The 15,703-nt window shown below is 40.2% G+C and carries 1 protein-coding gene; it reads right to left on the bottom strand.

All coding sequences use genetic code 11. The features are described from left to right. Positions 1-932: 932 nt before the first annotated feature. Positions 933-15,703, bottom strand: a 14,771-nt coding sequence (locus tag HMPREF0077_RS04740; RefSeq protein WP_004836833.1) for a SpaA isopeptide-forming pilin-related protein, incomplete at its 5' end; no start/stop codon positions are given.

The following is a 15,703-nucleotide window of genomic DNA, read 5'->3' as shown; positions in this document are numbered from 1 at the left end:
TCGACTTGACAATTTTTGTCTTTAATAGGAACCTAGCGAGCTGAGGAGCTTTACCTCAAATCCCGAGGAGAGTTGGGACTTGAGGATCTTTACCCCTGTCATCCCGAACGAGAGCAAGCTTTCGAGGAGGGATTTCTTTCTTGACGTCTTAGTCTTGCTTTACTCTTAGGCGTACTAGTGAGATTCCTCGTCGCTTCCTCGTGGAAGCTCTGTCGGAATGACATGCTCCAGTCCTCGTGGAAGCTCTGTCGGAATGACATACTCCAGTCCTCGCGGAAGCTCTGTCGACGGTAGTTTGCGGGCTTAGATCTATCGACCTTCACCTCGCAAAGCCTCGATTAAGGTCTGCCATCAATTCATTTTCGTTTATTGTGGCCAGAACCATTAGGAATGACATGCTCCTGTATCCTGAGGAGCTTAACCTCAAGTCCCGAGGAGAGTTGGGACTTGAGGATCTTCCCCCTGTCATCCCGAATGAGAAAGCAAGCTTTCGAGGAGGGATCTCTCTCTTGACGTCTTAGTCTTGCTTGACGCTTAGACCTACTAGTTAGATTCCTCCTCACTGCGTTCGTTCGGAATGACAGAAGAAACTTTCCTCGTGGAAGCTCTGTCGGAATGACATGCTCCAGTCCTCGTGGAAGCTCTGTCGGAATGACATGCTCCAGTCCTCGTGGAAGCTCTGTCGACGGTAGTTTGCGGGCTTAGATCTATCGACCTTCACCTCGCAAAGCCTCGATTAAGGTCTGCCATCAATTCACTTGCGTTCATTGTGACCAGAACCGTTAGGAATGATAGGAGCTATTTGCTCATCATGGTAAGGTTCATCAGCAATGACAGAAGTGGCTAGCTTCGTCAATATCTGCTGTTTACTTAGTCGATATGTGCTTTGTTTAGAAGCTAGGGTGGGTGACTCATAGTTATTATCATACGAATCACGCCACTTTCTTCTTTTTCTTGTAGTAGACAAGGATGCCTAGAAGCATTACTAGAAGGCCTATTAGATAGTAGATAAGCATATTGCCAATACCACTAGCCCTTGGTAGTTCCACCTTGCGGTTTTCTACTTCGATTGGGTCTTTGTTTTGCTCTATCTTGGTCTTGTCATCCTTTACGGTGATGATTTCCTTGTTAGAGTTAAACTTTTTGTTAGAATAAAAAGTAGGGAAATCAGTGCTCGGAATATTATAAGTCTTAGATTCCTTATATCCTACTAGGTCGAGGTCGACTTTTACATTCTGATCTCCGCTGTAGATATCTTGCTTTATCTCAAGCTTTATAGCATCATCAGTGCTGTAGTCTCCTAGGTCACTTAGATTCATGTTCTTAGCTTCTAGCTTTTGAACTATCTCATTAAGGTCTATGTCTAGCTTTCCATTACTTGGCTTTAGGTCTATCTTGAAGGTCTCATCCTTTGTACTAGCCTTCTTCTTTAACCTCATCTCTACTGTAGCAGATGAGTCCAAACCACTTAGGCTTAGTTTTGACTTGTAGGTTGAGGATTCCTTCTTTTTGTAATCAAGATTCTTATGGTCAGGGTTGATTGTTAGTTGATAAGTATCTTCATAGTAGAAAACATCAGTTATTCTATGAACCCTAGTGTCCCTTGCAGCTTCAAAATCAAACATTGATTTCTCATAGAGCTTGCCATCTTTTAGGATAAAGTCCTTGACTATGCCATTTTTATCGAATGGTTTTACATAGCCTGCTGGTGCCTTGGCTTCCTTGATTGCATAGTAGCCTGGCTTGGTTATTTCAAATTCTATCAGACCATCTGCATCAGCTGGCCTTGCTACATTGACTTCTCGCCCGTCTTTTTTCTCTTTGACATTAGTCCAAGGGACTTCTTTGCCAGCTTCGTCTTTTTCCTTTTCCCTATAGAGGAGTTCGAAGGATCCGCCTTTGAGGGTCTTTTTGGTTAGGGCGTCAATCTTTTTGTACCTTATCTTGAATATCTTATCATTCAAGAGTTTGTGAGAAACAACCTGATCAACTTCTTCTCCATTGCCTACTGGCTTTGGTACCCCACTTTGGTCGAGATTTTCTTTGTCGGCATTAGTTGTAACATTAACTATCTTGCCATCCTTATTTACATCAAAGAAGGCTATCCATTCTGGTGGTTTTGTGTAGCCATCTAGTGGGATTTCCTTGATAGCGTAGCTATTTTCAGGAAGTCCTTCGATGTGGATTCTACCATCCTTGTCTGATGTCATCCTTCCATCACTGCCTAGGGCACTTGTGTCATAAGTATTATCCCTATCCTTATCTTGGTAGATGGTGTAGGATTTTATATTTCCTTGTTCATCTCTCTCTATGGTATAAAGTTCGAAAGTTGCTCCCGATTTTTTTCCATTTTTGTCTTGGATTTGAACAGGGTTACCAAATTGGTCAAGCTTTTTAAATTCAATCTTGTTTTTCTTATTTGGCATATTGACTGAGAAGTTTATCTGAGCCTTTATGTCATTGTCATTAAATCTTGCACTGTTCCAAGCGTTGGCGTAGATGTAAGCATAGTCGTTGTACTTTCTTTCGATTGTACCATAAGGCTTAAATTCCTTATCCTTATCGCTTGTATCTACCTTACCAGTAACTTTGACAATGTAGCCGACCTTGGATGCCTTATCTCCTATGGATGCGAGATCCTTCTTGTAACCACCATTAATTGGGCCATCCGGATCTTTATCAACTGGATCGACACTTATAGATGTGTCTTTTGCTTCAGGCCCTACTAGGCTATTAAAGTCTATAGCCCAAGATTTTGGCATCTTGTTTTCTTTGTCCTTTTCATCTATCTTGTAGTATTCGAAGGTCGTATTTGTTACTCTTCTATTTGGTACAAAACCAAATTTCAAGTTGTGAGCTACGTTATTCTTATTCCTATTGATGTAGAAATATTGGGTAAAATAACCAGTGTCTGGGTTATATTGGGCAAGCTTTGTTGCAATGGAAATGTCATCGTGGTCGGTCCTACCAGTTGATTCCTTGTACCAACCATTTACATATTTATATCCATCCCAATATGTGCCATATACATTCCTGTAGAAGGTGTAGTCGTTGACTGATTGACCTTCTGCTACGGAATATTTGACATCGACCTTGCCATATTGTCGTTTGTTGTTTAAATCTACCCAAATATCTTGCATGCCATCTTTTGTAACCTCGTTTTGGTTGATGTAGGCATTGACTGTAGCGAAAAGTTTTTCTAGCTCATAAGTCTGGCCGTAGTTGGTGAAGATATAGGTAACTTCGTTGTTTTCCTTATCGTATTTGGCGTGGGCTATGGTGCCGACACCATCTTCTATGATATTTAGTCCGCCTGGATCTCTTGTGTCTATACCCTGGAGGTCTAGATTTTTAGATAGTTTAACTTTGAAATAATCTCCTGCCTTGATTGTTATGCCCTTAGCAGCAATCTTATCTTTGTTTACCTTTAGGGTGTTAACTAAGACTAGGGATTGCTTGCTATTTGGATCTAGGCTAGTCTTTGTTGGATCTAGAGGTTTACTTAGGTCGTTTATGTGGTAGATGCTTTGCTTTTCAAAGTCTATATAAGCTGATAGGTCCTGGGACTTACTTGTTATTTCGTTTTCCTTATAATAAGGGTCGAAGTCCTTACCACCTACTACAAATTTCCTTATCTCCTTGGATACCTTGTAGCCTTTAGGAGCGGAAACTTCTTCGAGGATGTAGTTACCTACTGGCAATTGGTCAAATCTTATAAAACCATGCTTGATTTGTTGACCTGGTTTTAGGTGATCCTCATCACCTGGCGTGTAGGTGTAGTTAGCTATAATCTTACCCTCATCGTCAAGCTTGACAGCGTGGGTTAGCTGTTCTTCTTCTACCTTGACCTTGACCTTGGATTTGGAATCAGGGTCTTCGTCATCCTTCTTTCCTAGGGCTGAAATCCTAGTTATCCTGAATTTCGCACCATTTAGTGGTTTTCCGTCATCTCCAGTTTTGTTGACCTCGATCTTACCTTGGCCAGCTGGAACGTTTAGAACTTTTCCAAAGTGCTGGGTGGCGTGGGTTACATAGTCTGGGATTTGACCTTCAGGATTCGTTACGTCGCCTTCCTTCTTGTTACCTTGATCGTCTATAACTTCATCATTGGCTACAAACATTGGATGTCTGTAGGTAACTGTAAACCTACCTTGACGGACATACGGCTTACCATCTGGCCCCAAAACTTTTGATTCCCTAGAGCCTGAAGTAAGGGTAAATTGCATGACTGGTCCATTAATCTTACGATAGCTGATGGACTTGCCAGTTTTTGGATCGATGCCTTTTGGAGGCTGGATTTCTATAATCTGATACTCGCCTGGTCTTAGGTTGTTGAAACCTACGAAACCGTTAAAGGCAGTCGCTAGGGCGTAACCTTGGATATCTTTATATTCTCCAAGTTCCTTCCTTTGAAGTTGGAAGACAGCACCTTCTAGCCTTCTTACTGGATGGTTCGGATCAGAGTTATCATGGGCTTCCTTGGTCATAGCCATGTTGTAGGTTAGGCCGGCATTGATTACATCAAGACCATTTGCTCCTACCTCCTGACTTGACTGAGCCTGGAAGAGTGGCTGTAATGGAGTCGTGATATGGTAGATTTTTTCCTTACCATCCCTAGTGGTCCTCCACTCACCTTCACGAACTTCTTTACCATTAATAGTTTCCTTAGTTCCCCAGAATTCCTTATTCCATGGTTTTACTACAAACTGGTCTGATTTGTTAGTGCCAGCTTGGTTTTCTACCTCGTGACCTATCTTGTGGCCATCACCCCCGCTTACTTCAAATTTATCATTTCCTAAATCTCTGCTATTTTCTGGTCTTTCTATTGTACCAAACCAGAAGTCTAACTGGAGATTTTCATTGCCCTTTTCTAAGGCGCCTTCTGTGTAGGAACCTTCTAGGTCTATGATGTAGCCTACTGCAGGTCCGTTGTTTACTCCAGAATTTTTGATGTTGATTAAGTCCTGGGTGAAACCATAACGGAATGGCCTAAATCTAGCTGTATTGATAAGCTCAATATCCTCGTTTTTGAGGTTGATTAAGTTTAGCTCATTTTTCTCATACAAGGCTGGGTTCTTTACCCTATAGGTAGACCTATAGTTGAGCATGATACCTTCCTTGCCATTAGGATTTGTGGCTGATTTGGCTTCATCTGCGAAGATAAACCTATTTCCACCTGGCTTAAAGTCAAATGAGTATTCTTCGTCATTCTTCATACCTTCTGGGTTGATGAAGAACCTATAAACAAAAGTTCTCTTTTCTGGGTCGATTGAGATTAGCTTGTAGGATAGGATCTTGGCTGCTGTTGAAGTTGGACCACCTGGTTTGATGGTTGCAGCAGACATCTCATCTACGAAGGCCTCCTTGGTCTTGCCTGGAGGGGTTTGTTCGATTACAAGCTTACCATTTTTCTCCTTGACTTCTATTAGCCATGGGTTCTTTGGCTTCCTGTATCCATCTGGAGCTTTGATTTCAGTTAGTTCGTACTTACCAGGAATTAGGTTTTTGATTTTGATTTGTCCATTTTCATCTGAAACAAATACATCTTTACCTACACCTTGCTCAGTTGATGGAGTTTCAGGCATTACCTTAAATCTTGGTTCATCTTTTTTGTAGGTTTTCGTTGTAGGGTCATATTTGGCAAGTCTTTCCATAGTGAATTGGGCAAATTGGAGTGGCTTACCTGTATAGCCCATCTTGTTGATTTGAAGTTCCACACCTACTTTCTTGTTGTAGATTTTGGCTGATTTAGAATTAATATCAAATTCAAACCTTGAATCCTTGCCTGCTGTTGGCTTGCCATCACTTAGCTCGCTCGCTTCTGCTGACCTAGCTTTGTAAGAGCTATTTGTAGAGTAATCGTCTTCAAGGCTTCTTTCCCTTCTTTCTACATATGGCTCTGCCATGGCTTGTTCTTCTATTGACCTTGCCATAGCAAACCTAGCCATATCTGCAAATGGATTTATAGCTTGGATGCCATAGGTCCTATTTGTCATAAGGGCAGAACGACTTGCCATTGGATAGATAGGTCCATTAAAGGCTGAACGAGCACCTGTGGTGTCTTTGACTTTTTCAAAACCGAGTTTGCCGACAATCTTATCTGGAAATTGGCCAGGATTGTCATTTGTTATCCAAGTGTAGTCCACATGCTTAGTCTGAGCATTTGTTTCATCTATACTTGAGGCTGGATAATTTGCTGTAAACTCTACTATAAATCCGTCCCCGTCCCAGTCATTTTTGCTGTATTTCTTAGGGAAGTCAAATGATATCGATTCAGTTGTATCATTTACCGACACTATACCTGACCCATATCCTGGTGGTGTACTATTATCTTTTACTTCTTTCACATCGTAATTTGTTGATATTGAACCTGTTGTCCAATTGATTGTTCTCTTGGCTATCTTTCTAACCCAATAAATTCTATGCTTAAAGTCTCTTGCACCATTTTTATTGATGGTTAGTCGTGTGGTTCTGTTTGGACCCTTGCCGTTGGTTTCATCGAACAATGGGTTTAAGAATATCCTTGCCTTTAGGTTAGTACCATTTGTATCACCAGAAATAATAGCCGATTTTAAGTTCATGTAATCTGCCCAGTGTTGAGTGTCTGTTACATTTACTAAATCTCTATTTTCGACTCTTTGGAGTTTGTACCTCTTACCAATAGGCACTTGGAATTGGCCGTTTTTTAGTGATTTGGAATTGACTGTAACTGTTAGTGGGCCTCTGGCAGTAGCTGGTATGCTTACATATACATTACCTGTTCTGCTATCCCAATAACCACCTAATTCTGTGCCATTTGCATCACGAAATTCAAAGCTTGGTGGGTCTGTGTTAAGGGACGTTACCCTATAGCCTGTATATTGGTTATCAACACCCTTTTGAAGCTCAACATCTTGGTCTTTTATAATCTTTGTGTCATCACCAGGGTAGTCATCCACGCCTGTTTCGTGGAGCCTGCCTGTAACACTATCCTTAATTTTAATCTCAAATGTTTGTGATTTGCCATTCTTGAAACTGAATGTAACAGTTAGTGGTCCATCTACATCAGTGCCTGGGTCTAGTTCAAATCTGCCATTCTTTATCCTATAAATTTTTCTTACTTGACCTACATCATCTACTATATTTATAGAAGCTATATCTCTGACATCACCTTGGTAATACAAACCGGTATCTTGGTAGGTATCTGTGTTTGTAAGTGTACTTGGTGTGCCAAGGATTTTTAGACCTGACTTGTTGTCATCGACACCTTTCCTATGACCACTTATGTCTATATCAACTGTATAGGTAGACGCTTCGCTTCCGTCGTCAGCAACAATCTTATTAGCATTATTTGATCTAATAGTCATGGTGATAGGACCGTCTACATCAGCAGATGGGGATATTAGGAAGTTGTTAGCAGTGTCAAGCTTCCAAGCAACTGGATTGTTGTCCTCATCTTTTAACTCGATAGTAAAATCCTTGCCTTGGCTTGATGCTTGGCTACTGGTGTTAAAGCTTAGCTTGTTGATGTTATTTAGGCTTAGGCCAGGTCTTTGGTCAGATCCTATATTTATTGCAGTAGGCTTACCGACTAGGTAAAGCTTGCCTGCATAAACTGTATCATCAGGTCCATTTTCTGTTTGATTTTCTACATTTATCTTGTAGGTTCGTGGACTATTTTTTAGTTTAGGAGATGTTACTTGTAAGGTGAGTGGACCATTTAGGAACTTGCCAGGATATATAATTAAATTTCCTTGATCATCTATATAGAAGGTATCGTCATATGATCCCCCACTCCATAGCTTATAGGCCTTACTATCTTCGTCTGTTATGGTGATAGAAGCACCATCTCTATTTCCTAAAATACTAAAGCCTGTATCTTGGTATACATTAGTTCTTTTAAGTTCGTTTGATTGACCTCTTATGGATAGGCAGTCCGGTTTACCTACTGTATGACCATTGACCTGGATTATGCTTTTATGGAAACCATTATCTAGGTCACCATGACCAATTGTTACTGTAATTGGTCCATCGACGTAGGTCATTGGTTTTACATAAATTTCTCCGTCATCTCTTCTTTCAACCTCAATGGTATTATTATTTTCATCTGTTGCACTCAAGCTTCCTTCTTTCTTGTTGGTGTATATACCTGTAGGTTGGAATTCATCTGTTGGGTCAACTGCCTTTTGATGGCTGTCATCGACCTTGAACTTTTCTTTTGGCTTTGGTGGTTGAGGAGTTTGGCCCTTGAAGTTGATTGTATGGGTCAATTCTCCGCCTGTAAGCCTAGAGTCCTTAATTGTAAGGGTGAGTGGGCCTTTGAAGGCGTCTCCTTTTAGATAATGGACGCCGAAAGTTAGTCTATTACCTTCCTTACTAAATTGCTTTGGACGAACCTCACTTCCGTCAGCATCTTTTATGGTGATTACTGTCTTTTTCCAATCATAATCCTCTATTGTTAAACCAATAGACTGATCAACATCTGTATTAGGATCTAGCTCTACATTTACGAGGGTCGCCTTAATCTTGTCCAATTCATCTTGGTTTGGATTTGGTTGTGGCTCAGGTGGTTGTGGTCCTGGGCCTGGTTCAGGCTCTTGGCTATCTTCCTTATCCGCAGTCATTTCCATCTTGTAGCCATCAGGCGAGCTTGGATCGTCACTTACCTTGAGTGTCCAAGTTGTGTTTTGCTTTTGATAACCTGGGGCTGGCTCTACTTCTGTTAGGGTGTAGGTTCCTGCTACTAGTCTATCAAAGGCTAAATCACCATTCTTGTCTGATTTTGATGTCTGATCGTATTCTGGAGTATTACTATCCTTGTTTTTGAGGTTGAATAGGGCTCCTTCTATTGGGTTTTTTGACTCTTTAGATAGTTTCTTAATCTTGAAGGTCGCTCTTTTCTTTTCATTATCTACTATGAGGGTGTCATCTCCAACATAGGATAGGATATCCGTACTGTCGTCTTTTTTCGCCTCTACTACTCCATCTGCTCTTTCATAGTAGTCGGATTTCCAATAGATTTGGCCTTCCATTTCAAGGTCCATACCTAGACCTATCTCTCCGTATTCCTCAGAGTAGGATGTCCTTACTTCTACTATGATAGGCTTTCCAGATAGTTCATTGATTTTTCCGGCTAAGACCTTTTCATCTTCGGGCTTTAATTTGCCCTGCCTTGCAGCTTTTTCTTTTTCATCACTATCTAGTAAGGAAATTTTGAGCCTAGGAGGTTCACCAGCTTTTACATTTACAAGCTTCCTTGAATAGAATTGTTTGCTTATATCATGAGCTGTATTCGCATTTACTTCTGCTAGGTGGACTGAGCCAGTAACTGGTTTGTCTAGGCTGTAAATTCTTATTACAGATTTGTCTAGACTTCCGTTGCCATCATACCAAGTCATATTGTTATGACCCGGTCTTTCCCTGTAGATTGATGCTGCTAGGTAGGTGGTTAATGGATTTGCTTCTGGGTTTATAACAAACCTGGTTACAAATTCCCTTTTTCTACGATCTATACCAACTATCTTAGCTCCCAACTTGTTTGGAGTACGGCTCTTGCCGTGGTAGTCGGTCCTTCTGTTGTCGTCATTTTTCCAGTCGCTTGTGGCTCTGGAGTAAACATCGACATTTTCCATACCATCTAGGAGACCAAAGTTAGTGATTCCAGCTTGGTTTTTCTTACCTGTTACCTTGTAGATTTTTACCTTTGTCTTGCCATCTTCTTTCGCTACTATTAGTTTCCACTTGTCATTTAGCTTCTTGTAGCTTGCTGGTGGATTGGTTTCTTCGAGGTAGTATTCACCATCCCCGACGTTTTCAAATTTAACCTCACCACTTCCAGCTTGTGATGTGGCGGTTTTAACTATTGGACTTTGTCCTTCTTTTACAATCTTAGTTAGGGTGAAGGTTGCGCCAGCTAGTGGTTTACCATCTTCGCCTCTTTTTAGGATTTTGAAGCCTGCATCCTTTAGTTTGTTTTCGACAGTGAGCTTGCCATCATAGATTGGCTCATTATGACCAAAGGATAGCTGGGTTATAATGGTATTACCTGCTGTATCGACTTCTACCGACCACCTTCTAAATTCTTCTGCATAGCCTTGTTTTGGCTGAGTTTCCTCTAGGGTGTAGGTACCCGGCTTGATTTTATCGAAATAAATCTTGCCGTAGGCGTCGGTTCTCTTGGCTACTTGTTCTCCATTTTCATTCCTTAGGATGAAGACAACGCCATCGATTGGTTTTCTTGTAATTTGGTCGATTTTTGTTAGTTCAAAATGACCTGTTTCATAGTGACTATTTTTTACTCCGAGGATTTGTGTGTAAATCTTTGGTATAGCTACTTGGACTTGGTCGGATTGGGCTGAAGAGTCACCAGATTTTTGGGTGTAGAATCTCGCCATCTTACCGCCACCGACTTGCTCCATGGTGAATTGTCTATAGTATTCAATGTAATTATGTGGATCTGTAATATCAAATTCTGTTTCTATTACATAACCTTCTCTATTTTGGATGTTTGGCAAGCTGATTTGCAGTGGTGCTGCCTGTCTATCTTGACCTAGCAAGGCTCCCGAATATTGGGTGTTTTGATCATATTTGATACCATAGGAACCTTGGGTTAAAAAGGCAGTTGAACCAGGTGTTTTTAAGTCTGCTACGAGATTGTAGTTGATTGGATCTTGGTCTGGCTGAACACCCATAGAGTGTGGCATAAGACTTATGTGAGATCCATCATAGATATCTCCTGTCCTGTCGAATCTTGTAACCTTGTAGATTCTTACTCTAGATAGTTTCATTGGCCTACCATACCTATGTCTGTCAGTTACAGATGCTGATAGACCGTTATCTACTGCTTGCCAGTCGACGTTAAAGGTATTTGTTCCATCAATCTTTTTACTTGCGTATGGATTGTAATAGATAAGACCTTTTGCAGTTTTTGGTACACCTTTATCATCAGCCCTAGTTTCTGTAAGGGCCAAGGAGTAGGCTGGTGTGGTGGTGTTACATCTTGGGTTTTCTTTACCATTTTTATTATATCTAAAACCATCCCACTTAAAGACGAAGTCACCATAGTCGGCTGTAAATGTCTTATCAAAATCTTTTCTCTCGTTGTTTGGATCTCCCACAGTTCCTGATGGGTTGATTGTGTTGTGGAAGGTGTAGGTCTTGTCATTGGTAGTTACATCAAAAGGTGATGGGTATAGACCTGTAAGGTTTATCTTCATGTCTACAGTAGATCCATCTGCCTTTTCGGTAAAGACATAGGTTATAAGGTTGGTCTGCCTATTAATGTATGGCTTTGCTACAACCTCTCCTGAGGTTTTGTCTTTGATTTCTGGTAGACTTTTTGAAGCAAGTCTTGATAAATCCCATCTCTTATCCAATTGGATATCAAGGGTCTGACCTGCTACTACTGCTTGGGCAGTTATATCTGCTTCCATTCTGAATGTTTCAAATTCAAAACCTTCCCAGATTCCACCTCTCCTACCAGAACCATTTTCTACTAGGTCTATTTGAGCCTTGTTGACCTTAATCTTTGGTTTACTCTCTTGTGGGTTATTTACAAGTTTTTGCTCTATCCAATAGTAGTTACCAGCTGCAACGCTTTGTTCGTTTTCATTTCTGGCTTCGTATTTTATAGATCCATTTTCTGATATTTTGACGTGGAAGTGGATTGGTGGTGCGTAGTAACCATCTGGTGAGTCAGTTTCGATAAGCTCGTATTCTCCAGGTGACCATTTTCCGAGGTTTAGGTAACCTTTTTGGTCAGTTCTTCCTACTCTTAGAGGTTTTCCGTCTAGGGTAAAGAGGGTGAATTCTGCTCCATTAAGGTTATTCTCCCTCCTATCTTCCTTTTGGATGATGATTTCTTGGGAGGCTGCCTTTTTGTTGACCACTTCTATGACATCTTCAGTTTTTTGGGTGTTGTTTATGTCGATATTAAGGTCTGATCTGTTTAACTGCCAGTTCCCAGCAATCTGATCGACATAAGGTAAGTCTACAAACCACGCATATCTTGGGTTGATATTTGTCGAATTAATAGTTCCTGGTATTTTTATCAAATAACCCCATGAATCATTTAGTCTGGCTTCAGGTATTTTCACTATAACACCCTGACCCCAGTTAGGAGGAGTATTTTCGATGTATGCGTCATTACCAAAGGTGTTTGATATTTCATTTCCAGCTGCGACACCATTATTAGTCATCTTTTGTAGGTTTAGACTTTTGATAGCCTCATCTGCTGTCTGGTCTTCCATAGCCTTTTTGAGAGCATCCCTTTTGTCTGGGCTTACATCGTAGATTTCTGCATTGAAGGTGTTTGCTCCCTTTATGTTTGCAAAAAACCTGGTGTTCTTATTGGTTTTCTTGCCATCGGCATCTGCCTTTGCCTTTAGGAAGACATAATAGTCTACGCTTCTCTTATCGGCAGATACCTTGGCATAGTCCATGGCGTTCATAAAGTGTCCGTCATCGCCGTCATTCTGTCTATATTCAGTTGGGTAGGTCGGTTGGTTGTTTGTTTCGCCAGCATCATTTATGATAACCTGCTTACTATCAGAATTTGGAATATAGCCTACTGGTGCAGTTATCTCGTGTAGGCTGTAGCTACCAGGTTCAACATCTGATACTGTAACCCTACCATCCTCACCTGTTGTGATATTATCGATAGAAGTTTTGTCAGGGCTTTGGAGTCTAAATACCGCTCCTGCTAGAGGGTTGCCTTTTTCGTCAACCTTTTTGATTGTAAAAGAACCATTTTTCTTATTGGTTTTTTCCCTTATTGAGTTTCGAATCTCGTAGGTCTTTGTGTAGTCGTTGTAGTAGACAAATCTTTCCGCAAAGGTATAAGTCTTATTTCCCTTATCTATGCGGTCTGGTTCAAAGGTCTGGCTGAATTTTGGAGCCAACCTTTCTACTTCTCCATTGTTTCCTATCTTAAATAGCTTTATGCCTTCTAGAGAGAAGTCTTTTTCAAACAAGTCATCAACTTTTCTGAATGGCACCTTGACATCTTGGTTGAAAGTTTCCCCACCGGATTCTATTTTAAGTTTTGATGTAGGTGGTTCATTTAGGATACCTCTCATCTCCCAAGTCATCTTTGCCTTGAGGTCTTTGTAGAGGGAGATATTTACTCCACCTAATTCATAGGTCTTTTCTGTTGAGCTTGGTACTTTTCTAGTTTCTACTTGGTAGACTGCTATGGTCCCAGGTTTTTGGTTTTGGGCTGGATTTGCTCCCTGGGTTGGGATTTCTGATAATGGAGTAGTTTTACCTAACTGGACCATCCTTCCTTCACTATCCAAACCATAATGGGCAGTTTTTATAGTGTCATACCAAGGATTTACTAATTGGTTTTTGCTCAAGGTCCTAGTGGCTAGTGGCAAACTACCATCATCACCAGATGAAACCTCATCAGTGATTTTCCAAACCATAGAATCTTCGCTCCTAAATTCACCCTTGATGGTTGTCCTGTTGTTAGCAGAAGCCCTATTAGGTGTGAGGGTTAGGAGTTTTTCTTCTGGATATCCTTGGGATATAAGCCTTGCCGAACCAATTCTATTCTCGCTTTTGGTTAGAAGACTTCCTGCCAACATGGCAGATATATCTATAGCGTAGAAGGACTGAGGGTTTTCTACTTTTGTCCTAAAGGTGTAGGTGTATTGTTTTAGATGACGGTCTGCCTTGTGGTGTTTGGAATCCTTAATTAGGAGCTTATCACCCATATTGTTGTCTTCTATATTTTTAAGTTCTTCACCATTTAGGTAAATCTTGTCAAATTTCTCTAGTCCTGATCCATCAACTATGGTGAAGTTGGTTCTAAGGGCGATTTCATCACTATCTAGGTAGTGGTCAGAGAAGAATGATACAGTCCAGTCGATGGCTGTAAGTTTGCCATTATCTACTATAGGAGAAGATTTGGCTTGCATCTCTACCCTGTAGTTGGCACCATTTTCAAAGAATTGGTATTGGTCTTTCTTGCCAGGTTCTATAATTGAGCCTGCTATATTACCATCCTTGTCTACTTTGAACTTACCGATTGATTTTGCTTCTGTAACCCCAAGTCCTGATACGAAGTTTTCTACTTCAAAGCCTTCGTCTTGAGGAATTGGCTTTTCAGTATTATTACGGATGTAGTTAATATTATAATCAACTGGTATGTTTAGTGGAATGGTTAGGTTTTCTGAAATTCTCTTAACTACCTCATACCTAATTGTATTTGTAGCTGGTATATATTCTGGTCTTGCTAGAATATCTCCAGTTTTTGGATTAACTACATTTGCTAGGCTAGTTGAATCTATGACTGTAAGCTTATTATCAAGCTTGATATCAAAGAATTGTCCTACTCTGATTGGGCCGAAGGAGTTTGAAGTTTTGTAAACTGTTCTTAGGTTAAACTTCTTGCCTTCTAATGGGTCAGCTGTTCTAAAAATCCTAAAGATGGAATTATCTTTTCTAGTTTTTTCAACTAGGGACTTAATTTGAGAGTCATTGTCCCTCATAAGCTTTTCTTGGTCTTCTTGACTTAGCTTATATTTTTCACCAATCTTATTTAAGACCACTTGGACTTCGTAGATGTCCTTGGCCTTGGCTATGGCGTCTTTGAGCTCTTTGTCTGCTTTTTCTAAGTCTGTCATAGACTTTTCGTCTTTTGTGCCGAGGATATTTGCTAGACCACTCTTAATTTTCTTTATTATAGACTTGTCAGAATTTTTGACATCATTTTTTTTATCTTCCTTTTTGGGAGCTGATGATTTTTCGGAATAAGCAAATTTAATTATCTCCTCAGTATCTAGTTTTGCAGCCGGATTTGAATTTTGATTTAGCCCAGAGAGGATATAGTCTATATAAGATTCAAGGTCAGACTTTTCTAGTTCATATTTTTCTCTAATAGCTTTGATAGATTTTAATATTTCTTCCTTGCTTAATTCACCTGTATTGTAGGCTTCTAGTTTGCTTGTTAACTCTTCAATAGCTGACTTGCTATTGTCATTTAGTTTTTTATCAGTTTTTAATTTTGTAAGCAAGGCATTTCTATTCAATTGTAGAGGGCTGAGTTTTTCTTTATCAGTTTTTGTAGGCTGATTTTTTTCCTTTTCATTTTCAACAGGAATTACATTGCCATCAGAGTCCTTTACAAGAAGTTCAGTTTGGCTATTTTTTTTGTCTTTGTTAGAAGCTTGATCTTTAGGCTTGGATGGATTATCTACATCCTTATTTTCTTGTTCCTTATTCTTAGCTTCTTCTTTCTTTGCTTCTGCGTCTTTTTTTTCTTTTTCTTCTTTAGCCTTCGCTTCGGCAGCCTTTTTTTCTTTTTCTTCTTTAACTTTTTCTTCGGCGGCCTTTTTGTTCTCAGCTTTCTTTTCCTTGGCTATTCTTTTTTCTTCATCTGCCTTGGCTTTTTCTTCGGCTTGTTTTTTCTTCTTTTCTTCCTTCGAATGAGCTTCGTCATCGTCTGAAGATTTTTCTTCTTCTTTTACGAAGCGTGGGCTTTTTACTTCTCTGGAGTTTATAGCGTATTTTTCTATCTTCGTATCTTTTTTGTTTACCTTGCTTCTTACTGTTAGTTTTAGGATGTAGGAAGCTGGTAGGTCTAGGTCTAGTTTTTCTTGGTAAGGGATTTTTGTTGAGTATTCTTTTTGGAGGGCGAAGCCTTTGTCGCTTGCCTTGTAGTAGTCGAGATAGATTTCTGTGTTTTCTTCTTTTATGTTTGTTAGAGAGAGTTTGTATTCGA

The sequence above is a fragment of the Anaerococcus tetradius ATCC 35098 genome, assembly GCF_000159095.1.
GTDB classification, from domain to species: Bacteria; Bacillota; Clostridia; order Tissierellales; family Peptoniphilaceae; genus Anaerococcus; species Anaerococcus tetradius.
Note: the sequence above shows the minus strand (reverse complement) of the source record. Positions and strands in the feature narration are given on the sequence as shown.